General features: G+C 60.2%; 19 protein-coding genes. 13 read left to right on the top strand and 6 right to left on the bottom strand.

The window, feature by feature from the left end:
- Nucleotides 1-24: 24 nt before the first annotated feature.
- Together vapB and ACI512_RS28210 are read left to right on the top strand one after the other, a co-directional pair.
- Nucleotides 25-264, top strand: coding sequence for a type II toxin-antitoxin system VapB family antitoxin (gene vapB / locus ACI512_RS28215; protein ID WP_080589294.1), 240 nt, complete (start codon nucleotides 25-27; stop codon nucleotides 262-264).
- Complete coding sequence (locus ACI512_RS28210; protein ID WP_043205781.1) at nucleotides 257-661, top strand: type II toxin-antitoxin system VapC family toxin; 405 nt, start codon at nucleotides 257-259, stop codon at nucleotides 659-661. The genes vapB and ACI512_RS28210 overlap by 8 nt, the downstream gene beginning before the upstream one ends.
- A gap of 25 nt (nucleotides 662-686) precedes the next feature.
- Here the strand turns inward: ACI512_RS28210 and ACI512_RS28205 are convergent, their stop codons facing one another.
- From ACI512_RS28205 to ACI512_RS28185, 5 genes are all read right to left on the bottom strand, one after another.
- A complete protein-coding gene (locus tag ACI512_RS28205) occupies nucleotides 687-1,331 on the bottom strand; it encodes an HAD-IB family hydrolase (protein ID WP_236383730.1) in 645 nt (214 codons plus the stop codon).
- A gap of 72 nt (nucleotides 1,332-1,403) precedes the next feature.
- Nucleotides 1,404-2,117, bottom strand: a complete 714-nt coding sequence (locus ACI512_RS28200; protein ID WP_236383729.1) for an HNH endonuclease signature motif containing protein — start codon at nucleotides 2,115-2,117, stop codon at nucleotides 1,404-1,406.
- 99 nt (nucleotides 2,118-2,216) lie between these two features.
- On the bottom strand, nucleotides 2,217-2,795 hold the full coding sequence (locus ACI512_RS28195) for a Bro-N domain-containing protein (protein ID WP_236383728.1): 579 nt from the start codon (nucleotides 2,793-2,795) through the stop codon (nucleotides 2,217-2,219).
- 315 nt (nucleotides 2,796-3,110) lie between these two features.
- On the bottom strand, nucleotides 3,111-4,361 hold the full coding sequence (locus ACI512_RS28190; protein WP_015885485.1) for a ribonucleotide-diphosphate reductase subunit beta: 1,251 nt from the start codon (nucleotides 4,359-4,361) through the stop codon (nucleotides 3,111-3,113).
- A gap of 576 nt (nucleotides 4,362-4,937) precedes the next feature.
- On the bottom strand, nucleotides 4,938-5,207 hold the full coding sequence (locus tag ACI512_RS28185) for a DUF2790 domain-containing protein (protein ID WP_015885484.1): 270 nt from the start codon (nucleotides 5,205-5,207) through the stop codon (nucleotides 4,938-4,940).
- A 413-nt stretch (nucleotides 5,208-5,620) separates the two neighbouring features.
- On the opposite strand from ACI512_RS28185, the gene acs reads away from it, so the two are divergent.
- The 7 genes from acs (at nucleotide 5,621) to ACI512_RS28150 (ending at nucleotide 13,519) form a co-directional block, all read left to right on the top strand.
- Nucleotides 5,621-7,576 carry an acetate--CoA ligase gene (acs, locus tag ACI512_RS28180; RefSeq protein WP_015885483.1) on the top strand — a complete coding sequence of 652 codons (1,956 nt, stop codon included), beginning with the start codon at nucleotides 5,621-5,623 and terminating at the stop codon, nucleotides 7,574-7,576.
- A 651-nt stretch (nucleotides 7,577-8,227) separates the two neighbouring features.
- On the top strand, nucleotides 8,228-9,013 hold the full coding sequence (locus ACI512_RS28175; RefSeq protein ID WP_015885482.1) for an ABC transporter substrate-binding protein: 786 nt from the start codon (nucleotides 8,228-8,230) through the stop codon (nucleotides 9,011-9,013).
- A 91-nt stretch (nucleotides 9,014-9,104) separates the two neighbouring features.
- On the top strand, nucleotides 9,105-9,794 hold the full coding sequence (locus ACI512_RS28170) for an ABC transporter permease (protein ID WP_015885481.1): 690 nt from the start codon (nucleotides 9,105-9,107) through the stop codon (nucleotides 9,792-9,794).
- Complete coding sequence (locus ACI512_RS28165; protein WP_015885480.1) at nucleotides 9,791-10,489, top strand: ABC transporter permease; 699 nt, start codon at nucleotides 9,791-9,793, stop codon at nucleotides 10,487-10,489. Before ACI512_RS28170 ends, ACI512_RS28165 begins: the two co-directional genes overlap by 4 nt.
- 1 nt (nucleotide 10,490) lies before the next feature.
- Nucleotides 10,491-11,603, top strand: coding sequence for a succinylglutamate desuccinylase/aspartoacylase family protein (locus ACI512_RS28160; protein ID WP_231807745.1), 1,113 nt, complete (start codon nucleotides 10,491-10,493; stop codon nucleotides 11,601-11,603).
- Between the two features lie 27 nt (nucleotides 11,604-11,630).
- Nucleotides 11,631-12,395, top strand: a complete 765-nt coding sequence (locus ACI512_RS28155; RefSeq protein WP_003214336.1) for an ABC transporter ATP-binding protein — start codon at nucleotides 11,631-11,633, stop codon at nucleotides 12,393-12,395.
- A 143-nt stretch (nucleotides 12,396-12,538) separates the two neighbouring features.
- Nucleotides 12,539-13,519 carry a GlxA family transcriptional regulator gene (locus tag ACI512_RS28150; RefSeq protein WP_015885478.1) on the top strand — a complete coding sequence of 327 codons (981 nt, stop codon included), beginning with the start codon at nucleotides 12,539-12,541 and terminating at the stop codon, nucleotides 13,517-13,519.
- On the opposite strand, the gene ACI512_RS28145 is transcribed toward ACI512_RS28150, so the two are convergent.
- Complete coding sequence (locus tag ACI512_RS28145; RefSeq protein WP_405121441.1) at nucleotides 13,520-19,450, bottom strand: dermonecrotic toxin domain-containing protein; 5,931 nt, start codon at nucleotides 19,448-19,450, stop codon at nucleotides 13,520-13,522.
- Nucleotides 19,451-19,736: 286 nt separating this feature from the next.
- Here ACI512_RS28145 and ACI512_RS28140 point away from each other — a divergent pair, with 286 nt between their 5' ends.
- The 4 genes from ACI512_RS28140 (at nucleotide 19,737) to astD (ending at nucleotide 24,753) form a co-directional block, all read left to right on the top strand.
- Nucleotides 19,737-20,957 carry an aspartate aminotransferase family protein gene (locus tag ACI512_RS28140; RefSeq protein WP_015885476.1) on the top strand — a complete coding sequence of 407 codons (1,221 nt, stop codon included), beginning with the start codon at nucleotides 19,737-19,739 and terminating at the stop codon, nucleotides 20,955-20,957.
- A gap of 233 nt (nucleotides 20,958-21,190) precedes the next feature.
- Entirely contained in the window at nucleotides 21,191-22,210 is a 1,020-nt protein-coding gene (gene aruF, locus ACI512_RS28135) for an arginine/ornithine succinyltransferase subunit alpha (protein WP_015885475.1), read from the top strand.
- A 51-nt stretch (nucleotides 22,211-22,261) separates the two neighbouring features.
- Complete coding sequence (gene astA / locus ACI512_RS28130; RefSeq protein WP_015885474.1) at nucleotides 22,262-23,290, top strand: arginine N-succinyltransferase; 1,029 nt, start codon at nucleotides 22,262-22,264, stop codon at nucleotides 23,288-23,290.
- Nucleotides 23,287-24,753 carry a succinylglutamate-semialdehyde dehydrogenase gene (gene astD, locus ACI512_RS28125; RefSeq protein WP_046035639.1) on the top strand — a complete coding sequence of 489 codons (1,467 nt, stop codon included), beginning with the start codon at nucleotides 23,287-23,289 and terminating at the stop codon, nucleotides 24,751-24,753. The genes astA and astD overlap by 4 nt, the downstream gene beginning before the upstream one ends.
- Nucleotides 24,754-24,803 lie beyond the last annotated feature (50 nt).

Here is a 24,803-nt window from a genome sequence, read left to right as displayed (position 1 = left end):
TCCCTACCCAGAGAGGTGTTCTCTATGTCTTCTGGAACCATCTTTACTAACAATCGGACGCAAAATATCCGCATCCCTGCCGACATGCGTTTTCCTGCGGGAGTGAAAACTGTCGAGGTCCGTGCTGTAGGGAGAGAGCTGATCATTTCGCCTGTGGAAAACACGTGGGACAGCTTTTTTCTTGCCAGTGAATCGGTATCTGAGGATTTTATGGAGGAGCGCGCCGATCAAACCCAGCAAGAACGAGAGTCCTTTGATGATTAAGTACATGCTTGATACCAACATCGTGATCTACATCATCAAGCGTCGGCCGATTGAGATACTGGAGAAATTCAACGCCAACGTAGGGCGCATGGTTATCTCCTCAATCACCCTCGCAGAGCTGATGCATGGCGCAGAAAAGAGTCAGCTTGTAGAAAAAAACACGCGCGCCGTGGAAGACTTCTCTTCCCGGCTCGATGTCCTTAGCTACGACGACAAGGCGGCTTTTCACTACGGCTCGATCCGTTCAGACCTGGAGAAAAAGGGCACGCCTATTGGCGTCAATGACCTACACATTGCCGGACACGCTAGAAGCTCAGGCTTGGTGTTGGTGACTAACAATGAGGGTGAGTTCAAGCGCGTAAATGGCTTGATTGTGGAGAACTGGATAGGCGCCTAGCGAGTATCTGCCAACCCCACCCGTATCACCGCTTCAACCGAGCCCGCTTCTTCTTCGCATGAAAATGCCGAAAATGCGCATCCTGCGCCGCCGCCAGCAACTCCCGATCCCCACGCGTATCGCCCCAGGCCCGCAGCCGATACTCGCCCAAATCGCCGTACACCGCCTCAAGCCGCAGCACCTTATTCTCACACCGGCAGTTATTCCCGGTGAGCTTACCGGTCAGCACCCCATCCACCACCTCAAGCTCAGTCCCGATCAACTTGATCCCAAGACGATCGGCAAACGGCTGCAACACCAACGCCGGCGATGCCGAACACAGCGTCACCACTGCCCCCGAACCCAACTCCTGCTCCACCGACAGCACGCCGGCCGGCCGCATCAACCGCGCCCAATTGCGCTGGCAATACTCCTCGGCCTTCTGCTGCACCCACGCCTTCTCCATCCCGGTCATAAAGGTGCGGATCAACTGCGCCTTCAACTCATCCCGGCTGATCTGCTGCAACAAAAAGCGCAGCCCAGGCACCGCCAGCTTGACCATCCGGCCATAAAACTCACCGGTGCCAAAGGCGAACTTGAGGAACGGCACGAAACTGTCGTGGTGGGTGAGGGTGCCGTCGAAGTCAAAGACGGAGAGTACTTTGGCGTCAGCGGGGCCGGCTTCGAGCATGTCTGGGTTCACGGGTTGGCCTCGGTCCTATCTAGTATTTTTTGAGTGTGCATCAGGTGTGACAGCAGGAGTTTACTCCCGTGCCAATCTTCCGACTTTGGCGTAAAGCCCCTCGGTGAAGGCATCCCGGTCACTCGACCGGTGACAACGCTGATGGCAATTGGGGCACAAGGCTACAGCATTGGTGATGCGATCCGAACCCTTCTGGGCGAGGTGCTTGACGTGATGTACTTCAAGAAATGGCTGACCGTCGACCTCAAAAGGCGCGTTTGAGCCGCAGCCTTCGCAGATGCCTTTGGCTTCTTTCAACACCCAGGCGCGGACCTTGGGATCGCGGACAAAGGCCGTGCTGACGGTCGATACCTTCTGCGGCTGGGCAATGCCGTCCGGTAGCTTAGGGAAAGGTTGCTGCTGCAGTTTGGACGCGCGGCGGATAAGCGTTTGTTCATCCGCTGTTTGGGCGGCGTCGTCGGATTCGAATACACCCTGTGCGGCGAGGGCTTGGCGGATACGTTGCTCTACGCCTGTGCCCACGTTCTTTGCAGGCTTATATCCTTCTATGCGGTCCCAGCCCATACGCACAAGCACGGTGGAAATGTTTTGCATGCGGAACTCGATGGAGCCCTTTGCACGGCCTGCCACCGGGCCTTCACGCAGAAGGCGGTTTTCGAGCGCTTTGTTGAAAGGTTGGCCGCTCTTTTCCCAGGCCAACATCTTTAAGTACGCTTCGACCGCTGCTGCCAGTTCCGCGTCGTTCCAGTCCGTTTTGTCTTTCGTAATATCCATACAGCCGCCGAGGGTAGAAAACCCTCGGACGATACTGAGTAGCCATTATGACGTCTACGAAATTTCCTACGCGCTGTTGGGCTTTGGCGGTCGTTTACGTCAGTAAATTCGCTGCTTCGTTCGGAACGGTTGAATGAGCTTTCGCCACCACGGAGTTCTTACCGGCTCTCTGCGATAGGTTCGATTCACCAACAAATACGGCATATCCCTAAGACGTATCCAGCCTTCATCCTGCCAATGCAGAAGGTTTAGCGACATCTCCGGCCAATCCAACAGGCTCAATAGTGGTCGGTCCACCGTTCGTGGCTGACGCTCGTCCCGCAACGTCGGGACGACTTCGTGGGTGAGCCAACTGCGTAGTCGTCGGTTCTCTGGTGCGTAGTGATAGACCAGCAGTGCATATGCACCGGATTCGCTGATCATCAGCATTTCTTCCGGTTGACCGTGAAACAGCAACTTCAGGTATTGCCGTTGATCGTCATCGAGCTTTCGAGTCGTTCGTTCATCTAGGTAGCAGCCCATCAAGCGGCCGAGGTCGCGCGCGCAGAACCACGGTTGGTTTTCTAAAAGGAGGGCATGTAGAAGAAGATTTTGTCGGGTGAAAATAATGGCAATTGAAGGCGCAGGTAGAACTACCTTCTTGGCGGCTGGTAAGTCGAGCTGATATGGACTAGGCATTTCCTATGACCTCTACGTGATTTTCGGAAGGGCCAGGGCCCAACGTAGAGAGCGGATTTAAGAAACTCCAACTGGCTTGGCCTCGATACAACCTTAAAATTCCGCATGACTAGGTCATATGGATTTCGGCTGTGTGAGTGAGGCTAGCTTCTACGTTGGGCGTTTCTTAGGCACCGGCGAGCGAGGCTATCAGTATCGAACCTCGCATCAACTACTTTCTGGATGATCTTTGCGTAAGACCGTTCCTATTCAGTTCTTAGGGCATAAAAAAGCCCTGAACAAGTCAGGGCTTCTTAAGGGGGTCTAGCTCAGGAATCAATCCCAGCTCAACGCTCCACCAGTCTGGTACTCAATCACACGAGTCTCAAAGAAATTCTTCTCTTTCTTCAAGTCCATGATCTCGCTCATCCAAGGGAACGGGTTAGTCGTCCCTGGGTACTCTTCTTTGAGGCCAATCTGCGACAAACGACGGTTCGCGATGAACTTGAGGTAATCCTCCATCATCGCCGCGTTCATGCCCAAAACGCCGCGCGGCATGGTATCGCGAGCGTATTCAATCTCCAGCTGAGTCCCTTGCAGGATCATCTGGGTCGCTTCTTCCTTCATCTCGGCATCCCACAGGTGTGGGTTTTCAATTTTGATCTGGTTGATCACATCGATACCGAAGTTCAGGTGCATCGACTCGTCGCGCAGGATGTACTGGAACTGCTCGGCCACGCCGGTCATTTTGTTGCGACGGCCCATGGACAGGATCTGGGTGAAGCCGCAGTAGAAGAAGATGCCTTCCAGGACGCAGTAGTAGGCGACCAGGTTACGCAGCAGTTCTTTATCCGTCTCGACGGTGCCGGTTTCGAACTTCGGATCGGAGATCGAACGGGTGTACTTCAGGCCCCAGGCAGCCTTTTTGGCGACCGATGGAATCTCGTGGTACATGTTGAAGATCTCGCCTTCATCCATGGCCAACGATTCGATGCAGTACTGGTAGGCGTGGGTGTGGATCGCTTCTTCGAAGGCCTGGCGCAGGATGTACTGGCGGCACTCCGGGTTGGTGATCAGGCGGTACACGGCCAGGACCAGGTTGTTGGCCACCAGGGAGTCGGCGGTGGAGAAGAAGCCGAGGTTGCGCATGACAATGCGGCGCTCGTCGTCGGTCAGGCCTTCGGGGTTTTTCCACAGGGCGATGTCGGCGGTCATGTTGACCTCTTGCGGCATCCAGTGGTTGGCGCAGCCGTCGAGGTACTTTTGCCAGGCCCAGTCGTACTTGAAGGGCACGAGTTGGTTGAGGTCGGCGCGGCAGTTGATCATGCGCTTTTCGTCGACGGCGACGCGGGCGGCGGAGCCTTCGAGTTCGGCGAGGCCTTCGGCGACGTCGAGTTTGTCGAGGGCGGCCTTGGCGCGCACGATGGCGGCGGAGTCACTGGCGGTGACGGCGCGGGCTTCGATGGCGGCGGCGGCGCCGGCACCGTCGAGGCGGTCCATGTTGGCTTCGGTGGCGTGGCCGGCGTTGGCGCCTTTGGTGGCTACTTCGCCGTCTTCTTCTTTGTCGAATTCGTCCCAGCTCAGCATGACGTGTCGTCTCCTGCGTGAGGGCTCAAGGTGCCCGTGTGAAACCGGATGGTTGGGTGTTCACACGGCCCCAGGGCCGCGGTGGATCTTAAGGAATCGTTTGTTGCAGCAGCTAGCGCAGGCATTAAACGCAATAGGGTAACGGGTGCTCTGCGTGAGGCTTGAGGGGCGGAGCGGTAGGTGCTTGCTCCAGCGGAGGCCTCAGGTCTGGCTCTTCATCCCTGTGTAAAGGGATATTGCAGGCCCGATTTACCCGCGCATTGTAGGGGAAAAAAACCGGTTTGTGTTGAGGCGGATGGTCACGGAGACGGGGCCGAATGGCGTGTTTTTCGGCCAGAGTGCGGGTTTATAAGGCTTTGCTGCGGTTGGAATTTTTTGACGGGCGGCGGGATGTTTTTTGTAGGGCGGGGAGAGGAGTGGTGAGTCAGGCGTTATAGGGTGGGTGTGGCGGCTATTGCTATCGGGGGCAAGCCCCCTCCCACATTTGGGCGGTGTCGGGCTTGGGGTCGGTTCTTGGCCGCAAGATCGATTTCTTGCGGCGACCAAGATCCGAGTTGAATCTAAATAACCAAGTTATTACCCGTTAGAGCAACCATTGCCCATCACATGGTAATTAAGAATATGACGCTGACCTTGTGAGTCTTCGTATTCCATCTTTACCGGTACAACTTCGCACACTTCTGGAATGTTGCTCATGGACAGTACTTTTGCTACGTCCAGATGGGTGCTGTAAGTGTAGTCCTCAACGATCGGGGTGTTGCGGCCAGCTACGTCAGTCGGGGCTTCGTCGGCCAGGGCGGCGGTGGCGCACAGGCTGCTGAGGGCCATAACTACTAAAGCTTTCATTTCTCTATTTACCTTCTTCAGGGCGAAAGGGGTCACGGGACCCTTGTGAGGTCACGTGTGTAACTTAAGAGTTGGGAAGTTCGGATTAACGTTGCCTTCGTGGGGGCTGTTGCGTTGTTAATCACTGCTGTATTTAACTAAAGTGCCGTGTTGGCGGAAATGATTTTAGGCCCTCAGGTTATATTCATATACCCGTGCTTTTGATAAACACTGTTGGCGGTTTTTGTAACAATCCTGTGGTAAAGCTTTTTTCACAATGCTGCGAAGCGCCGCAGACCGCGGGCTAGAGGTGCAGGAGGGGATATCAAGGCAATTTGTAGGGGCTTGTTACTACCATCGTCGAATGGTTCTATAGGCCAGCCCCGGCTACAACAGGGCCATACAACAACAACTATGTCACCGAGGTAAGAAAGATGAGTGCGGCTTCCCTGTACCCCGTTCGCCCCGAAGTAGCAGCCAACACGCTGACCGACGAGGCAACCTACAAGGCCATGTACCAGCAGTCGGTGGTCAACCCCGATGGCTTCTGGCGCGAGCAAGCCAAGCGCCTCGACTGGATCAAGCCTTTCACCACGGTGAAGCAGACTTCTTTCGACGATCACCATGTCGACATCAAGTGGTTTGCCGATGGCACCTTGAACGTTTCCTACAACTGCCTGGACCGTCACCTCGCCGAGCGTGGCGACCAGGCGGCGATCATCTGGGAGGGCGATGACCCTGCCGAGAGCCGCACCATCACCTACCGCGAGCTGCATGAAGAAGTCTGCAAGTTCGCCAACGCCCTGCGTGGCCAGGATGTGCACCGCGGCGACGTGGTGACGATCTATATGCCGATGATCCCCGAAGCCGTGGTCGCCATGCTGGCCTGTACCCGCATCGGTGCGATTCATTCGGTGGTGTTTGGCGGTTTCTCGCCGGAGGCCTTGGCCGGTCGCATCATCGACTGTAAGTCGAAGGTGGTGATCACAGCAGACGAAGGCATCCGCGCCGGTAAGAAAATTCCACTGAAGGCCAACGTCGACGACGCCCTGACCAACCCGGAAACCAGCAGCATCCAGAAGGTCATCGTGTGCAAGCGCACCAATGGCCAGATCAAGTGGAACCAGCATCGCGACATCTGGTACGAAGACCTGATGAAAGTGGCGGGCACCGTGTGTGCGCCCAAAGAGATGGGCGCCGAAGAAGCGCTGTTCATCCTCTACACCTCCGGCTCCACCGGCAAGCCTAAGGGCGTGCAGCACACCACCGGCGGCTACCTGTTGTATGCGGCCCTGACCCATGAACGTGTGTTCGACTACCGCCCAGGCGAAATCTACTGGTGCACCGCCGACGTCGGCTGGGTCACTGGCCACACTTATATTGTCTACGGCCCGCTGGCCAATGGCGCGACCACCTTGCTGTTCGAAGGCGTGCCGAACTACCCGGATATCACGCGGGTGGCGAAGATCGTCGACAAGCACAAGGTCAATATCCTCTACACCGCCCCGACCGCGATCCGCGCGATGATGGCTTCCGGCACCGCCGCTGTTGAAGGCGCCGATGGCAGCAGCCTGCGTTTGCTCGGTTCGGTGGGTGAGCCAATTAACCCAGAGGCGTGGGACTGGTACTACAAGAACGTCGGCCAATCCCGTTGCCCGATCGTCGACACCTGGTGGCAGACCGAAACCGGCGGCAACATGATGAGCCCATTGCCGGGCGCGCATGCGCTCAAACCCGGTTCGGCGGCACGCCCGTTCTTCGGCGTGGTGCCGGCGCTGGTGGACAACCTCGGCAACCTGATCGAAGGCGCCGCCGAAGGTAACCTGGTGATCCTCGATTCGTGGCCAGGCCAGGCGCGTACGCTGTTTGGCGACCATGACCGCTTCGTCGACACCTACTTCAAGACGTTCCGTGGCATGTACTTCACCGGTGACGGTGCGCGGCGTGACGAGGACGGTTACTACTGGATCACCGGGCGTGTGGACGACGTGTTGAACGTGTCCGGCCACCGCATGGGCACCGCCGAGATTGAAAGCGCGATGGTTGCGCACCCGAAAGTTGCCGAAGCGGCCGTCGTCGGTGTGCCGCACGACATCAAAGGGCAGGGCATCTATGTGTATGTCACGCTCAAAAATGGCGAAGAGCCGAACGAAGCGCTGCGCCTGGAGTTGAAAAACTGGGTGCGCAAGGAGATCGGGCCGATTGCTTCGCCGGACGTGATCCAGTGGGCGCCGGGCTTGCCGAAGACGCGCTCGGGGAAAATCATGCGGCGGATTCTGCGCAAGATTGCCACGGCCGAGTATGACGGGTTGGGGGATATCTCCACCCTGGCGGATCCGGGCGTGGTGGCGCATTTGATTGAGACGCACAAGACCATGAACGTCGCGTAACGCGGGTTAGTGGGACGAAGCCCCATCCGGCGTGAGTCGGGTGGGGCTTTTTTGTGGGATCTTGAAACCAATGGAGATCAAATGTGGGAGGGGGCTTGCGCCCGATGGCAGCGTGTCAGTGGCCATATTTGGCGCTGGTCCACCGCTATCGGGGGCAAGCCCCCTCCCACGTGGGATCTGCGCCAGTCAAATAAATATCGGTTTTTCGTGTAGGGCGTTTCTGAATGTTACCGTCAAACGCAAATGTGTAACCTGCCGCCCGAACATGAGGCAATGCGCTACGCCCATGCCCCGAAAAACCGCGTTCCAGACACCCCCAGAAATAAGATTAAACGCCACACTTGCCGTGCTAGAAGGGTTTGCGAATAATAGGCCCGCAATTTGCAGCGTCTACAGGTTTAATGTCTTTTGTCTCTGCATAAAATCCAGAGGCTGTCAATGAGTTGGAACCGCTTTCTCGGTGCTTCTGTAAATTGTTGTCGCATTGAGGAAATATCGGCTTCCGGCCTGTCGTTAGAATGCCGATCACTCGCTCGTCGTCTCCGGTGTGTAACTGGTGTAGGACGCAGCAGCGCAATTCGGTTTCCCTTACGTCGCATCGTGGGCCATGGCTCATACTGCTGTTTTGCCCTATACCGATGGAGTCCCAAGATGAAGAAACTCGTGCTGTTGGGCGCCCTGGCGCTGTCCGTGCTGTCCATGCAGGCTTTCGCTGAAGGCAAGCCTCTGAAAATAGGTATCGAAGCGGCTTACCCTCCGTTTGCTTCCAAAGCGCCCGATGGCAGCATCGTCGGTTTTGACTACGACATCGGCAACGCCCTGTGCAAGCAGATGGACGTGAAGTGCACCTGGGTCGAACAAGAGTTCGACGGCCTGATCCCGGCGCTGAAAGTGCGCAAGATCGACGCGATCCTGTCGTCCATGTCCATCACCGAAGACCGTAAGAAGTCCGTGGACTTCACCAACCGCTATTACCTGAGCCCAGCGCAACTGGTGATGAAGGAAGGCACCACCGTCAGCGACAGCCTGGATGAATTGAAGGGCAAGAAAATCGGCGTGCAACGCGGTTCGATCCACGATCGTTTCGCCAAGGAAGTTCTGGCCCCTAAAGGCGCCACGGTTGTGCCTTACAGCTCGCAGAACGAAATCTACCTGGACGTGGAAGCCGGTCGCCTCGACGGCACCGTGGCTGACGCTACCCTGCTGCAAGACGGCTTCCTGAAAACCCCAGCCGGTAAAGGTTACGCGTTCGTGGGCCCACAGTTCACCGACCCCAAGTACTTCGGCGACGGCATCGGCATCGCTGTACGTAAAGGCGACAAGGAAAACCTGGACCGCATCAACGCAGCCATTGCCGCGATCCGTGCCAATGGTGAGTACAAGAAAATCCAGGACAAGTACTTCGACTTCGATATTTACGGCGCTGACCCTAAGTAAATCGTCGCAACGGTCTGTCCAAAATGGCGCAAGCAACAGAATTCCTGCGGTTTGCGCCATTTTTTCATCCCCCTTTTCGAGGACCTGAATCATGTTGAAAGGCTACGGGGCCGTCATCCTCGATGGCGCATGGTTGACGCTTCAGCTCGCCTTGTCGTCCATGGCCTTGGCCATTGTTCTGGGTCTGATCGGGGTCGCGTTACGCCTGTCGCCGGTGCGCTGGTTGGCCTGGCTGGGTGACTTGTACTCCACGGTGATCCGCGGGATTCCGGACCTGGTGCTGATCCTGCTGATTTTCTACGGCGGTCAGGACCTGCTCAACCGCGTCGCGCCGATGCTCGGCTACGACGACTATATCGACTTGAACCCCTTGGCCGCCGGTATCGGCACCCTGGGTTTCATCTTCGGCGCCTACCTATCGGAAACCTTCCGCGGCGCCTTCATGGCCATTCCCAAGGGCCAGGCCGAAGCCGGCCTTGCGTATGGCATGAGCAGTTTCCAGGTGTTTTTCCGGGTGATGGTGCCGCAGATGATCCGGCTGGCGATCCCTGGGTTTACCAACAACTGGCTGGTCCTCACCAAGGCTACTGCGCTGATTTCGGTGGTGGGCCTGCAAGACATGATGTTCAAGGCCAAGCAGGCGGCAGACGCCACCCGCGAGCCTTTTACCTTCTTCCTCGCAGTGGCGGCGATGTACCTGGTGATCACCAGCGTGTCGTTGTTGGCCCTGCGTTCTCTTGAGAAGCGCTACTCGGTAGGCGTAAGGGCGGCTGATCTATGATCTTCGACTACAACGTCATCTGGGAGGCCATGCCGCTGTACCTTGGCGGCCTGCTGACCACCCTGAAACTGCTCGCCATCTCGCTGTTCTTCGGCCTGCTCGCCGCCTTGCCCCTGGGCTTGATGCGCGTGTCCAAGCAGCCGATCGTCAACGGTGCGGCCTGGCTCTACACCTATGTGATTCGCGGCACGCCGATGCTGGTGCAGCTGTTTTTGATCTACTACGGCCTGGCCCAATTCGAAGCGGTGCGCGAAAGCGTCCTGTGGCCGCTGCTGTCCAGCGCGACCTTCTGCGCGTGCCTGGCCTTTGCGATCAACACCAGCGCCTACACCGCCGAGATCATTGCCGGCAGCCTCAAGGCCACGCCGAACGGCGAGATCGAAGCGGCCAAGGCCATGGGCATGTCGCGCTACAAGCTGTACCGCCGCATCCTGCTGCCGTCGGCCCTGCGCCGTGCGCTGCCGCAGTACAGCAACGAAGTGATCATGATGCTGCAGACCACCAGCCTGGCGTCCATCGTCACCCTGATCGACATCACCGGTGCCGCACGCACGGTGAACGCGCAGTTCTACCTGCCGTTCGAAGCCTATATCACCGCCGGTGTGTTCTACCTGTGCCTGACCTTCATCCTGGTGCGCCTGTTCAAGTTGGCCGAGCGCCGCTGGCTGAGCTACCTGGCTCCACGGAAGCACTGATATGGAACGTATCGATCACCTGTTGCCCTGGGGCCACCTGGGCTGCGAGCGCCAGCTGAGCGTGTTCCGTTTCGGCAAGGGCGAGCGCAAGGCCTATATCCAGGCCAGCTTGCACGCCGATGAATTGCCCGGCATGCGCGCCGCCTGGGAGCTGAAAAAGCGCCTCACCGAACTGGAACAGCGAGGCGCCCTCAACGGCGTGATCGAGCTGGTGCCGGTGGCCAATCCGATGGGCCTGGGCCAGTTGCTGCAAGGCAGCCACCAGGGCCGTTTCGAAGTGGGCAGCGGCAAGAACTTCAACCGCGATTTTGTTGAGTTGAGCGAGCCGGTCACTGAGCTGCTCAAGGGCAAGTTGGGCGATGATCCCCACGCCAATGTGCGCATGATCCGCCAAGCCATGAACGATGTGCTCAGCGCATTGCCAGAGCCGAGCAGCCAGTTGCAGGGCATGCAGCGCATTCTGCTCAGCCACGCTTGCACCGCCGATGTGGTGCTCGACCTGCATTGCGACGCCGAAGCCGCGCTGCACATGTACGCGCTGCCGCAGCACTGGCCGCAGTGGCGCTCGCTGTCGGCGCACTTGAATGTGAGAGTCGGCCTGTTGGCGGAAGACTCCGGCGGCAGTTCGTTCGATGAGGCCTGTTCGCTGCCATGGCTGCGTTTATCCCAGGCGTTCCCTGAGGCGCAGATCCCGCTGGCCTGCCTGGCGACGACGCTGGAACTGGGCGGCCAAGCCGACACTGGACGCGATGAAGCGATCTTCCACGCCGAAGGCATTCTCGCGTTCCTCGCCGAGCAGGGCTTGATCAAGGGGGAGTGGCCCGCGCCGCAGTTCGAGCCCTGTGAAGGCCTGCCGTTTGAAGGCACCGAACTGCTGTTCGCGCCCCACGCCGGGGTGATCAGTTACCTGCGTAAAGCCGGTGATGTGGTCGAAAAAGGCGAGCCGATTTTTGAAGTGATTGACCCCCTGGAAGACCGCGTCAGCACGATTTGCGCGGGCACCTCGGGGGTGTTGTTTGCCGTTGAACGGCTACGTTATGCCCAAGCGGGTTTCTGGCTGGCCAAGGTGGCGGGGCGCGAAGCGCTGCGTCACGGGCGCTTGCTCAACGACTGACCACCTGTTTTTGTGAGAACCGACCGCATGTACAAACTTGAAGTCCAAGACCTGCATAAACGCTATGGCAGTCATGAAGTGCTCAAAGGTGTGTCCCTGGCCGCCGCGGCCGGTGATGTGATCAGCATCATCGGTTCCAGTGGTTCGGGCAAAAGTACCTTTTTGCGCTGCATCAACCTGTTGGAGCAACCCCACGCCGGCAAGATCCTGCTCAACAATGAAGAGCTGAAACTGGTGGCCAACAAGGACGGCGCCATGAAGGCCGCCGATCCCAAGCAACTGCAGCGCATGCGTTCGCGCCTGTCCATGGTGTTCCAGCATTTCAACCTGTGGTCGCACATGACCGCCCTTGAAAACGTGATGGAAGCGCCGGTGCACGTGCTGGGCATGTCGAAGAAAGACGCCCGTGAAAAGGCCGAGCACTACCTGGCCAAAGTCGGCGTGGGCCATCGTAAGGATGCGTTCCCCGGCCACATGTCCGGCGGCGAGCAGCAGCGCGTGGCGATCGCCCGTGCCCTGGCGATGGAGCCGGAGGTGATGCTGTTCGATGAACCCACCTCGGCCCTCGACCCGGAGCTGGTCGGCGAAGTGCTCAAGGTGATGCAGGACCTGGCCCAGGAAGGCCGCACCATGGTGGTGGTGACCCACGAAATGGGCTTTGCCCGTGAAGTGTCGAACCAGTTGGTGTTTTTGCACAAAGGCATCGTCGAAGAGCGTGGCAACCCGCGTGAAGTACTGGTGAACCCGCAGTCCGAGCGGTTGCAGCAGTTCCTGTCCGGCAGCTTGAAATAATTCCTGCTTGTGGGGTTGGCTCTGTGTGGGAAGGGGCAAGCCCCCTCCCACATTGATCTTCATTGTTTTTGAGATTTGTGTTGGTTTACGGGCTAGCATTGGCCCTTGTCTTCATTACTGTTACAGGCTTCGGATAGCACTCCATGACCGCCCACAAAATTGGTTTCCTGATTTGGCCCAGCACAAAAGCACTGACGCTTGCGCTGGCTGAGGAGGCCTTGCGCGTTGCTCAGCGGGTGCATCCGGATGTGGTGTATGAACTCTCGTTCCTGCAGGCCGAACCGCCCGCCGAAGGCGACTGGCAACTGCCGGGCGTGCCGTGGGCCGGCAAGCTTGAGGGCTTCCAGAAACTGTTCCTGCTGGCGGACGAACCGCCGACCGTGATCGCGTCACAACTGAGCACGGCACTCAAGCAACTGGTGCGCGCCGGGTGCGTGATCGGCGGCCTGTCGGCCGGCGTCTACCCGCTGGCCCAACTGGGTTTGCTCGATGGCTACCGCGCCGCCGTGCACTGGCGCTGGCAGGACGATTTCGCCGAACGCTTCCCCAAGGTCATCGCCACCAGCCATCTGTTCGACTGGGACCGCGACCGGCTGACCGCCTGCGGCGGCATGTCGGTACTCGACCTGCTGCTGGCGGTACTCGCCCGTGACCACGGCGCCGAATTGGCCGGTGCGGTGTCCGAAGAGTTGGTGGTGGAGCGCATCCGCGAAGGCGGCGAGCGCCAGCGTATCCCTCTGCAAAACCGCTTGGGTTCCAGCCATCCGAAGCTGACCCAGGCGGTGTTGCTGATGGAAGCGAATATCGAGGAGCCGCTGACCACCGACGAAATCGCCCAGCACGTGTGCGTATCGCGACGACAACTCGAGCGCATCTTCAAGCAGTACCTCAACCGTGTCCCCAGCCAGTACTACCTGGAATTGCGCCTGAACAAAGCGCGCCAGATGCTCATGCAAACCAGCAAGTCGATCATCCAGATCGGCCTGTCGTGCGGTTTCTCTTCGGGCCCGCACTTCTCCAGCGCCTACCGCAACTTCTTCGGCGCCACCCCTCGCGAAGACCGCAACCAGCGACGCAGCAGCAGCCCATTCGAGTTGTCGTCGGTACCCTCCGAGCGCGGCTGATTATTCCTCCATGGGTTCAGTGGCGTCCGGTCGCACCAACGGGTTGCCGGCGGCATCCTGGGTGGCCTCTCTGATGCCGAAGTCGTTACCGGTGAGTAAATAGCACTGGCGCAGATGCTCCAGGCTTTGCACCGACAGCGGGTTACCGCTCAGGTCGGACGCGCCGTTGAGCCGTGGCGCCAGGTCGATGATGTCTGCCGGTATCTCGGTGATCAGGTTGTCGCTCAAGTCCAGCACGCCCAGTTCGCGCAATTCAAATAGACCGCGGGGGATCTCGCTGATCTGGGTGTCCTGCAGGTACAGCGAATCCAGTTGGTTGAGCTGACTGACGTCCGGCGTGGTACCCAGCGGGTTTTCGCTCAAATCAAGGTACCTGAGGGTGCTCATGCCTGACAGTGCATCGACGCTGGCAGCCGTCAGTCGAATGTTGGACTCCGACAGGGTCAGGCTGGTCAGCCTGTGCATATCGAACACCCGCTGGGGAACAGCGCCCAAGCGGAGTTTGGACAGGATCAGGGTGTCGAGTTGCAGGAAGCGCTGTAGGAGCCCGTCGACGTTTGTGGTGCCGCCTTCGCCTCCCAGTTCCAGCAGCGAAACATGGTCGAAGCGTGCGGACAGTTCCGGCAACGCCCCCAGCAAGGGACTCTCGAACACTATTCTGTGGGTGATGGCGCCGTTGGTTTCGTCCAGTTCGGTCTCCCTGCGCCACGCCTCTTCCAGCAGTGCCTTGAAGGCCAGGCGGTTGAATTGCTCCTGAGCCCGCATCCCAGCGTCCAGCGGAACGTCGAGGATGGGGTGTCGTGTGGGGATATCCAGGGCCCATTGCTGCAGGTCGGTCATCAGTTGGTGGAATTCGCGTTCAAGGCCTTCAATCGCCGGCGCCGCTGCTTCCAGGTCGCCGGGTAATTCAAAGAAAAAGCGATTGGCTTCGTTGTCGGTAAACGTGGGGTACAGGGCCTTGATCCGCTCGCTCAGTGCGGTAGGAGGGTCGGCTTTCAGGTGTTCGCCGGTTCGTTGGCAATAGCGTTTGACCTGCGCCAGTGTCTGGTTTGTCAGGGGGTTACGGGACAGGTCGAAGGCGGCGGTCACCTCGGCGCGCAGCTCGAATACCGCGTCGGGAATCTGGGTGATCCGGTTGCCGCTCAAGTTGATCTGCGTGCGCGCTACCGGTGTCAGCAAGCTGTCGGGAATTTGAGTGAGGCCGGTATGTTCAAGGTTGAGGCGGGACAGCCGTGGTAAGCGGCCGAATTCCGGCACCCATTCCAGTGCGTTGTGGCTGAGGTCGAGTAAATCCAGGGCGTCCAGGGTGACGAGGGAGGCCGCGCTGTCGGCAGACAAGGTGAGTGCGCAGTAGCGCAGGCTTAAAGACGTGAGCTGCGGCAGTTCGAGCAGCGGGCCAGGAATATCGCCCATTGTGTAATGCCCAATCGACAAGTGATTGAGTGTCGGGAAACCCCTTAAAAACGGGGCTGAGTGCAAAGGGAACGGACCGTCTTCGCCTTGCAGCCGCAGCGCGGATACGTGGCTGAACACACTGTCCAGCGGCGGGAACTCACCTTCAATCGGCTGTAGATGCTCAAGCGTGTAGGTAGGAATGGCTTGAGGGCTGTTGTTGTCCAGCGGGGTTTCCCGTCGCCAGCACGCCTGGAGCGAGTGCTGGAAGGCCAGGCGCCGGGCTTGTTCCTCGGGGGATGCGGCACTGCTGACCCAGCGGTTCAGGTCGCTATTCAAGCCTTGGTATTGCTGATGCAGGCGGGCCAGTTCGACTCGCCCGGTTTCCAGGCTTCCGGGTAAGCCGAAAATCAGGCGGTTGACCTCGTCTGTGCTGAAGCTCGGGAACAGCGTATTGACCTGCTCGACCTCCTCGCTGGGCGCATCGATGTCCCAGTGGCGGCCGGTCCTCAGGAAGTAGGCTTTGACGTGCTCCAGGGTCTGCAGGGAAAGTGGATTGTTGGAAAGGTCGAACTCCTTTCGGGTATCGCCGGGCAGCTCGAAAAAAGCTGCCGGCAGTTCACTGATCTGGTTGTCGGATAGCACGGCCAGTTCCAGTTGAGGGCGGCTCAAAAGTCCCGTGGGTAGCGCCGTGATGCCTGTGGAGGACAGGTCCAGGTCGCGTAGCTCAGGCAGGTTTTCGATGTTGGGAGTAAGGCCCAAGGGGTTGTTGTACAGGTCCAGGGCCCGGAGCCGGCTGAGGGTGGCCAACGTGATGTGGCTGATGGGCGTCAGGGTGATGTTGCATTCGCTGAGGATCAGCGCATTTAGATGCCCCAATGTACCGATCGTCCCTGGGAGGCTGTGGAGTCGGATCTTCCTCAGGCTCAGATGACGAAGCCTGGGGAACAGCTGTAGAAACGTATCGACATCCAATGCCTCGCCACGGCCGGTGATCTCCAGTTTGGAAATGTGATCGAAGCGCACCCGTAGCGACGGTAGTTCGCCGGAGACGGGGTGGAGCAGCGTCAGTACCTGGCCGTTTCGCTCGGGCACGTCGAAATACGGGTCGACTTCGGTTTCCTGGCGCCAGCAGCGCCTGAGCTCCTGTGCCCAAAGGTGTCGATTTTGTTTGTTGTTCCCGTACTCCGAACGGCTGATGCGCACCTGTGTGCCTGGGTATAGCCGGGGGGGGTTGACCACCCAGGTGTCCAGGTCTCGGCCCAGCTGTTGATATTCCTGCTTCAGTGCAGTGAGCCGCGGTTGAGCCCCGCCGGGGTGGGTTTGTAAGTTGTGAATCAGTTGGCTGATTTGTTCGGCGGTGCGCGCGGGGAAGAGCTGTTGTGCCTGTTCTTCCAGGGAAAGCCGGTGGCTCGGGCCTGCACTTGGCTCCCTGGGCGCCGCACGATAGCCGTCCATGCCCAGCAGGCGCAGATGCGTGCGGGTGTCGCGGGGTGGTGGCGCGGGGTGGGCGATGATCAGTTTTTTTAGCGGTGCACGCTCCAGTGCGTGGGCCGCCAGTGCCTGCTTCAGTTGGGGGGCTTGACCGATGCGCAGGCTCAGGGCATCGCGTTCACTGTCGGGAAGGGCCTGGAGCATGGCGGTGTACAGATCCGTCTGCCCAAACAGCGGGCCTTCGCTGTCGTGTGGGGTGTAACGCCCATCAGGTTCGCGAATCAGGGTTCTAAGGGTGGGCGCTGCCGGCGTGCCAATCGCGTCGATGAGCGTAGAGGCCGGTGCCGGTCGGCGGATCTCCATGCGCACGGTGCCTGTCCACCCTGGCAGTCTTTCGAGGGAATGCAGGGCCAGCCGGTGGGTGTCGAGGTCGTCGACGGCGTCGAGGAACAGGCCTTCGTAGGTGTGATTGAGATGGGCTTGTTCCTGCAGCGTTTTGGCCAGTTCCGCCAGGCGTGGCGCCAGCGTGCCTTGGTCGAGTTGTTGCAGCTCCTCGCTGTTTGCGCTGTGCAGTATGGCCTCGGCGGCGCTGGCAGGCAGTCCGGGGGTGGCGTCGACCAGCACTTTTTGTCGCGCGTCCGCAGGGCGGTCAAGGAGCAGGTAGCGTGACTCGAAGAGTTCCCTGCGGTGCGATCGGGCCAGGCCGGCCAGCTTTTTACGCAGGTTGGCGGCGCGCGCTCGCGTGGACAGGGTCGGGTCACCGAAGTATTCGCCCAGCAGTGCCTTTTGCTGCGGCTCATCAAGAGCGTCGAGCAGGGTGTGCAACAGGTCCCCGTTTTGCAGTTGGGCTTCTTGGATCAGGATGACGCGGGCCTGTTTATCCCCGGCAAACTCCCACAGGCGTTGACCTTGGGCATCGACAACACGCAGGGTCGCGGTCTTGGGCCACGGGTCCAGGTTAGTGAGCAGTTGCAGTTGTGTCTGGATGTCGGCCTGCCCATAGACCTGCGGGTCATCGCTGCTCATTTGCCGTATGAAGTCCTGCAAGCCCTGGTCGATCTTGAAACGTTCCAGGGTGTCGAGCAGTAGCGCGGGCGGGGGATGGCCGGTGGCGTACATCTTGCGTAGCGCGCCTTCTTCGGTGGCGCTGATGCGGCGTACATTGGCCAATTGTTCGTGGGTCAAACCCTGGGTGTGCGGGCCCAGGCGTTGCATAAGGGTCTGGCTGTCCCAACTCAGGGGGCGGTCCAACTCGGTCAGCCAGGCACCCTTGCCGTTGGTGGTCAAGGGCGGGCGGTACGCGTTGGGCCGGGACGGATGTTGCAGGTAAGGCTGCTCGGTGATCGGGTCGCTTTGTACCACCAGCATGCCTTTGGCATGGGGCAGTACCTTTATGCCGTTATAGGGGTGCAGGCCCTGCGCGTTGGGGTAGGAGTGCTTGGCCAGCGTGAGGTCGTGGGCATAGGGTGAGAGGTCGGGTTTCCACAGGCGCGCCTGGCCATCTGGCAATATCACGGGCTTGAGACGCTCGAAAAACGCCCAGGCCTCGGGCGGTAGCAGCTTGCGCAAGGCGCCAGTGGCCAAAGGCGCACCTGTAATGAACAGCCCCAGTTGTATGCCTTGTTCGACGAACGACAGCAAATGCCTGAAGGCTTCGCTGACCTCGCCTTCGGCCCAGTCGATAATCCACTCGAAGGCTTCATCGAGCATCTGGTAGGCGGTATAGCCGAGCATCACCAGGCCAATCGGCGGAATAAAGGGCGCAGCAACAAAGGCGGCGATTTGCAGCAGCGTCGAAGCAATTTTCTGAAAGACGCTCCAACGCTCCCAGCGCACCTTCTGATCGACGCTGGCGGTGGACACGGCGAGGGCTTTCGCGTCCCGGTACACCTTGTTGAGCTTTTGCAGGTACAGGTGTTGGAATAGGTCGCCTTGGATGACATGGCCACCGAATGTCAGATGAGGATTGTCGATGGGCGTGTCGCGCCACGTCGGCAGCGGGTCGCCCCGTGTGTGTGGGTGCCAGGTGACTCGGGACAGTCGGTGATTGAGGTCGGCGAAAAACTCCCCGCGCTCGTCGTGGTGGATGAAACGGCTGAAAAACTGTTGATACTCGACGGTGCGCAAGTTGTTTCCCAAGGCCTTCATGAAGGCGGCGGGGGAGGGGTATTGTTTGAGCGGCGCGTAGGGGTCGTCCGGGATGTAGGCGATCATCGGAACGTCGTGACGGCTGCCCAGGCTCTGCGAAAACAGCACGATGCCGGTCAGTGTGCTCGACATGATGCTCAGGTCGTAACACTGCAGGGGCGCGCCGGGTTTACCGCCACTTTGTGGGCTGAGCAGGCGTTGCAACAGCACAAAGGACTGGTCGTCGAGCAGGTCTTTTTTCATCCAGGCTATTTGCAGGGCAACGGCCAGGTCCGCTTTGTGGGTGGTGTCGAGCTTGAGTCGCAGTCGGGTCACGGCCACCGCGTTCCCGGCATCGAAGAATTGATCCAGGTAGTGCTGGTACCGACCGCCTATATCGAGTTCGCGGCACAGGGCGGTGAACTGGGCCACGCTGATGCGCGCGTCAAGCGTGGGCAAAGGCTCGAACTGGCCATCGTGGCGCGGCTGCGTGATGAAGCCCGACTGGGCTTCAAAGGCTTCACCCTCTTCGAAGTTATGCAAGGCGGCGTCCAGCAGGGAGACGGTCCAGGTCCGGGCTGCGCCGGTGCGGATAGGAAACCACGGGACAGTCTGGGGCACGTAAAACCGCAGGTAGGTAGCCCGTACATCGAGGTCCATGCCGAAGCGCTGCTTGAGTAACTGTTGCAGCAGTGGAGCGCCGAAGTCGGCGGGTGACAGCAGGTTGTTCATCGCCTGGTCCACCTGGTTTTGCGCGACCCAGGCCGCGCCGACGAGGGCTTTGAGGGTGTCATGTCCCCTGGGGCTCGCGGTTTTGTACCAGTCGGCAATGGCGGCTTGCCCACGGCTGAGGGCCGCACGCTTGGCCGGCGAGGCGTTGATTATCCAGGCGGGAATCGATTGTTTGAGGGTTTCCTCATGCACGTCGGCGTAGGCGTTCAAGGGCGGGGTGTGGAGGGCGATGGAGGATGGGGTCACGAGCGCGGTCCTTTGCATGATCAAGAAGGCTGTCAGCAAAGCAATCCGGCGCCTGCACTCGGCGGTAGATAAATAACCTGCCGGCATTCCCGCTGCCTAAGACGGCGTGGAACGTTTAAACTGCGCCATTGCGACGCTATTTGTCGCATTGGCGTAAACCCGCGTAAAACGGGGGTTGGCGCTATAAGAAGTTGTCGCTTGGCGGCAAGGCCGCTCTGAAAACTGTCCTTACAATCCCTGCATCGCCCGCCAGTTCCAGGCAGGCGTTCCTCTTCAGGAGACTCCGATGTCCGTTGAGCAAGCCCCGGTGCAACGTGCCGATTTCGACCAGGTGATGGTTCCCAACTACGCACCTGCCGCCTTCATCCCCGTGCGTGGCGCAGGTTCGCGCGTATGGGACCAGGCGGGTCGAGAGCTGATCGACTTTGCCGGCGGCATCGCGGTCAACGTATTGGGTCACGCCCACCCGGCGCTGGTCGGTGCGCTGACCGAACAGGCCAACAAGCTGTGGCACGTGTCGAACGTGTTCACCAATGAGCCGGCCCTGCGCCTGGCGCATAAGCTGATCGACGCCACCTTTGCCGAGCGCGTGTTCTTCTGCAACTCCGGCGCCGAAGCCAACGAGGCCGCCTTCAAGCTGGCCCGTCGCGTGGCGTTCGACCGTTTCGGCACTGAGAAGTACGAGATCATTGCCGCGCTGAACAGCTTCCACGGCCGTACCCTGTTCACCGTCAACGTCGGTGGCCAGTCGAAGTACTCCGACGGTTTCGGGCCTAAAATCACGGGCATCACCCACGTCCCTTATAACGACCTCGACGCGCTGAAAGCCGCCGTGTCGGACAAGACCTGCGCCGTGGTGCTGGAGCCGATCCAGGGCGAAGGCGGCGTACTGCCGGCCGAATTGGCCTACCTGCAAGGCGCGCGTGAGCTGTGCGACGCGAACAACGCGCTGCTGGTGTTCGACGAAGTGCAAACGGGCATGGGCCGCAGCGGCCACCTGTTCGCCTACCAGCATTACGGCGTGGTGCCGGACATCCTCACCAGCGCCAAGAGCCTGGGCGGTGGTTTCCCGATTGCGGCGATGCTCACCACGGAGGCGCTGGCCAAGCACCTGGTGGTCGGCACCCACGGCACCACCTACGGCGGCAACCCGCTGGCGTGCGCGGTCGCCGAGGCGGTGATCGACGTGATCAACACCCCCGAGGTGCTGGCCGGCGTCAACGCCAAGCACGACCTGTTCAAGGCGCGCCTGGAGCAGATCGGCAAGCAATACGGCATCTTCACCGAAGTCCGTGGCATGGGCCTGCTGATCGGTTGCGTGCTGAGCGATGCCTTCAAAGGCAAGGCCAAGGACGTGTTCAACGCGGCCGAGAAAGAAAACCTGATGATCCTGCAAGCCGGCCCGGACGTGGTGCGTTTTGCCCCAAGCCTGGTGGTGGAAGAGGCGGACATCAACGAAGGCCTGGACCGTTTTGAGCGTGCCGTGAAGTCGTTGACACACGCCTGATAGATACACATTTTGTTGGCTGGACCGGATCAAATGTGGGAGCTGCTTTTTGTGGCGAGGGAGCTTGCTCCCGCTGGAGTGCGAAGCGCTCCCAATATCTTTGGGGCCGCTACGCAGCCCAGCGGGAGCAAGCTCCCTCGCCACAAAAGCCGGTTCCCACATTTGGACCTGTGTTGAATCAGGACCTGTCCGGTATTTTTTCCTGTGAGTTTTTCGAGTTAAGGAGTGACACCATGCTGGTGATGCGCCCCGCGCAAATGGCTGATCTGGGCGAGGTACAGCGTCTGGCTGCGGACAGCCCGATTGGTGTCACCTCCTTGCCGGACGATGTGGAGCGCCTGAGCGATAAAATCGCCGCCAGCGAAGCCTCCTTCGCGGCCGAGGTGAGTTTCAACGGTGAAGAGAGCTACTTCTTTGTGCTCGAAGACACCGAGACCGGCAAGCTCGCCGGCTGCTCGGCCATCGTCGCCTCGGCCGGTTACTCGGAGCCGTTCTACAGCTTCCGTAACGAAACCTTCGTGCACGCCTCCCGCGAGCTGAAGATCCACAACAAGATCCACGTGCTTTCCCAGTGCCACGACCTGACCGGCAACAGCCTGCTCACCAGTTTCTACGTGAAGCCTGCGCTGGTCGGTTCGCCGTGGTCGGAACTCAACTCCCGTGGCCGCCTGCTGTTCGTCGCCAGCCACCCCGAGCGCTTTGCCGACTCGGTGGTGACCGAGATCGTCGGCTACAGCGACGAGAACGGTGATTCGCCGTTCTGGGACGCCATCGGTCGCAACTTCTTCGACCTCAACTACGCCGCCGCCGAGCGCCTGTGCGGACTGAAAAGCCGCACGTTCCTCGCCGAGCTGATGCCGCACTACCCGATCTACGTGCCACTGCTGCCGGACGAAGCCCAGGAAGCCATGGGCCAGGTGCACCCGCGTGCGCAGATCACCTTCGACATCCTGATGCGCGAAGGCTTCGAGACCGACCATTACATCGACATCTTCGACGGTGGCCCAACGCTGCATGCGCGGGTGTCGGGCATTCGCTCCATCGCCCAGAGCCGCGTGGTGCCAGTGAAAATCGGTGAGATGGTCAAGGGTGTCGGCCGCCAGTACCTGGTGAGCAACGCGCAGTTGCAGGATTACCGCGCGGTGATGCTGGAGCTGGATTACGCGCCGGGTAAACCGGTGACGTTGGACCTCGCAGCGGCCGAAGCCCTGGGTGTTGGCGAAGGCGCGAGCGTGCGCCTGGTAGCGGTTTAAAAAGAGAGTTTCGCGGGTGGCTGACAACAGCGGCCCGTTCGAGGAGATAGCATGATCGTTCGTCCCGTACGCAGCAGCGATTTACCGGCCCTGATTGATCTGGCGCGCAGCACCGGCACCGGCCTCACCACCTTGCCGGCCAACGAAGAGCGCCTGACCCATCGCGTGGGCTGGGCCGAGAAAACCTTTCGCGGCGACGCCGGGCGCGGCGATGCCGACTACCTGTTCGTGCTGGAAAATGACGAAGGCCGCGTGGTGGGCATTTCTGCCATCGCCGGCGCCGTTGGCTTGCGTGAGCCCTGGTACAACTTCCGGGTCGGCCTGACCGTCAGCGCCTCCCAGGAGCTGAACATCTATCGCGAGATTCCGACGCTGTTCCTGGCCAACGACCTCACCGGTAATTCCGAGCTGTGCTCGTTGTTCCTGCACGCCGATTACCGCACCGGCCTCAACGGCCGCATGCTGGCCAAGGCGCGCCTGCTATTTATCGCTGAGTTCCCGCAGTTGTTCGGCAGCAAGATCATTGCCGAGATGCGTGGCGTGTCCAACGACGCGGGGCGCTCGCCGTTCTGGGAAAGCCTGGGTCGGCACTTTTTCAAGATGGAATTCAGCCAGGCCGACTACCTCACCGGTGTGGGCAACAAAGCGTTTATCGCCGAGCTGATGCCGAAGTTTCCGTTGTACAGCTGCTTCCTGTCCGAGGATGCGCGCAACGTGATCGGCAAGGTCCACCCGGACACCGAACCGGCGCTGAGCATGCTCAAGAGCGAAGGGTTCAGCTACCAGGGCTACGTCGACATCTTCGACGCCGGCCCCGCGGTGGAGTGTGAAACCACCAAGATCCGCGCCGTGCGCGACAGCCAGTCGCTGGTACTGGCCATCGGCACGCCGGGGGACGACGCCACGCCGTTCCTGATCCATAACCGCAAGCGCGAGGATTGTCGCATTACCGCTGCACCGGCCCGCCTGGCGGCAGGCACGCTGGTGGTCGATCCGCTGACCGCCAAGCGCCTGCAACTGGTGGTGGGTGATCAAGTGCGTGCCGTACCGTTGTCCGCTGCTCGGGAGTCGAAACAATGAATTCGCTGTATATCGCAGGTAGCTGGCTGGCTGGCCAGGGTGAACTGTTTGAGTCGCGCAACCCGGTGACCCAGCACGTGCTGTGGGCCGGCAATGGTGCGACTGCCGAGCAGGTTGAATCCGCCGTCCAGGCCGCGCGCCAAGCATTCCCGGCCTGGGCCCGGCGCCCGCTGGAAGAGCGTATCAGTGTGCTCGAGACCTTCGCGGCCACGCTGAAAAACCGCGCCGATGAGATCGCCCGTTGCATCGGCGAGGAAACCGGCAAGCCGCTCTGGGAGTCGGCCACCGAAGTCACCAGCATGGCCAACAAGATCGCGATCTCGGTGCAGAGCTACCGCGAGCGTACCGGCGAGAAGAGCGGTCCCCTGGGCGACGCCACCGCTGTACTGCGCCACAAGCCACACGGTGTGGTGGCGGTGTTCGGGCCTTACAACTTCCCGGGGCACTTGCCGAACGGGCATATCGTCCCGGCCTTGCTGGCGGGTAATACCGTGCTGTTCAAACCTAGCGAGCTGACCCCTAAAGTCGCCGAGCTGACCGTGCAATGCTGGATCGAAGCCGGCCTGCCGGCGGGTGTGCTGAACCTGCTGCAAGGCGCGCGGGAAACCGGCATCGCCCTGGCGGCCAACCCCGGTATCGACGGGCTGTTCTTTACCGGTTCCAGCCGCACCGGCAACCACCTGCACCAGCAATTCTCCGGTCGCCCGGACAAGATCCTGGCCCTGGAAATGGGCGGCAACAACCCGCTGGTGGTCGACGAAGTGGCCGACGTGGATGCCGCGGTCTACACCATTATTCAGTCGGCGTTTATCTCCGCCGGCCAACGTTGCACCTGTGCCCGTCGCCTGCTGGTGCCGGAAGGCGCCTGGGGCGATGCGTTGCTGGCGCGCCTGGTGGCAGTCAGCGCGACGATTGCAGTCGGTGCGTTTGACCAGCAACCGGCGCCGTTCATGGGGTCGGTGATTTCCCTGGCGGCTGCCAAGGCTTTGATGGATGCCCAGGAACTGATGTTGGCCAACGGCGCCGTGGCGCTGCTGGAAATGACCCAGCCACAGGATCAGGCAGCGCTGCTGACACCAGGCATCATCGACGTGACCGGCGTTACCGCGCGCGAAGACGAAGAATTGTTCGGCCCGCTGTTGCAGGTGATCCGCTACGCGGATTTTGCAGCGGCGATTGCCGAGGCCAACAACACCCAGTACGGCCTAGCCGCGGGCTTGTTGTCGGATTCCGAAGCGCGCTACCAGCAGTTCTGGCTGGAAAGCCGCGCCGGTATCGTCAACTGGAACAAACAACTGACTGGCGCCGCCAGTACCGCGCCGTTCGGTGGGGTAGGGGCGTCGGGCAACCATCGCGCCAGTGCCTATTACGCGGCGGACTATTGCGCATACCCGGTGGCCTCGTTGGAGACCCCGAGCCTGGTGGTCCCGGCAACGCTGACCCCCGGCGTGCGCTTGTCTTAGGGGGGCAATGAAACCCTGTGGCGAGGGAGCAAGCTCCCTCGCCACAGAAG

Source organism: Pseudomonas petroselini (assembly GCF_045037875.1).
Taxonomy (GTDB): domain Bacteria; phylum Pseudomonadota; class Gammaproteobacteria; order Pseudomonadales; family Pseudomonadaceae; genus Aquipseudomonas; species Aquipseudomonas petroselini.
This window is presented reverse-complemented; position numbering and strand designations above follow the sequence as displayed.

What these genes read in the sequence shown, in the direction of transcription:
- vapB (WP_080589294.1), top strand. Translation starts at nt 25, where the DNA reads ATGTCTTCTGGAACCATCTTTACTAACAATCGGACGCAAAATATCCGC.
- ACI512_RS28210 (WP_043205781.1), top strand. Translation starts at nt 257, where the DNA reads ATGATTAAGTACATGCTTGATACCAACATCGTGATCTACATCATCAAG.
- ACI512_RS28205 (WP_236383730.1), bottom strand. Translation starts at nt 1,331, where the DNA reads ATGCTCGAAGCCGGCCCCGCTGACGCCAAAGTACTCTCCGTCTTTGAC.
- ACI512_RS28200 (WP_236383729.1), bottom strand. Translation starts at nt 2,117, where the DNA reads ATGGATATTACGAAAGACAAAACGGACTGGAACGACGCGGAACTGGCA.
- ACI512_RS28195 (WP_236383728.1), bottom strand. Translation starts at nt 2,795, where the DNA reads ATGCCTAGTCCATATCAGCTCGACTTACCAGCCGCCAAGAAGGTAGTT.
- ACI512_RS28190 (WP_015885485.1), bottom strand. Translation starts at nt 4,361, where the DNA reads ATGCTGAGCTGGGACGAATTCGACAAAGAAGAAGACGGCGAAGTAGCC.
- ACI512_RS28185 (WP_015885484.1), bottom strand. Translation starts at nt 5,207, where the DNA reads ATGAAAGCTTTAGTAGTTATGGCCCTCAGCAGCCTGTGCGCCACCGCC.
- acs (WP_015885483.1), top strand. Translation starts at nt 5,621, where the DNA reads ATGAGTGCGGCTTCCCTGTACCCCGTTCGCCCCGAAGTAGCAGCCAAC.
- ACI512_RS28175 (WP_015885482.1), top strand. Translation starts at nt 8,228, where the DNA reads ATGAAGAAACTCGTGCTGTTGGGCGCCCTGGCGCTGTCCGTGCTGTCC.
- ACI512_RS28170 (WP_015885481.1), top strand. Translation starts at nt 9,105, where the DNA reads ATGTTGAAAGGCTACGGGGCCGTCATCCTCGATGGCGCATGGTTGACG.
- ACI512_RS28165 (WP_015885480.1), top strand. Translation starts at nt 9,791, where the DNA reads ATGATCTTCGACTACAACGTCATCTGGGAGGCCATGCCGCTGTACCTT.
- ACI512_RS28160 (WP_231807745.1), top strand. Translation starts at nt 10,491, where the DNA reads ATGGAACGTATCGATCACCTGTTGCCCTGGGGCCACCTGGGCTGCGAG.
- ACI512_RS28155 (WP_003214336.1), top strand. Translation starts at nt 11,631, where the DNA reads ATGTACAAACTTGAAGTCCAAGACCTGCATAAACGCTATGGCAGTCAT.
- ACI512_RS28150 (WP_015885478.1), top strand. Translation starts at nt 12,539, where the DNA reads ATGACCGCCCACAAAATTGGTTTCCTGATTTGGCCCAGCACAAAAGCA.
- ACI512_RS28140 (WP_015885476.1), top strand. Translation starts at nt 19,737, where the DNA reads ATGTCCGTTGAGCAAGCCCCGGTGCAACGTGCCGATTTCGACCAGGTG.
- aruF (WP_015885475.1), top strand. Translation starts at nt 21,191, where the DNA reads ATGCTGGTGATGCGCCCCGCGCAAATGGCTGATCTGGGCGAGGTACAG.
- astA (WP_015885474.1), top strand. Translation starts at nt 22,262, where the DNA reads ATGATCGTTCGTCCCGTACGCAGCAGCGATTTACCGGCCCTGATTGAT.
- astD (WP_046035639.1), top strand. Translation starts at nt 23,287, where the DNA reads ATGAATTCGCTGTATATCGCAGGTAGCTGGCTGGCTGGCCAGGGTGAA.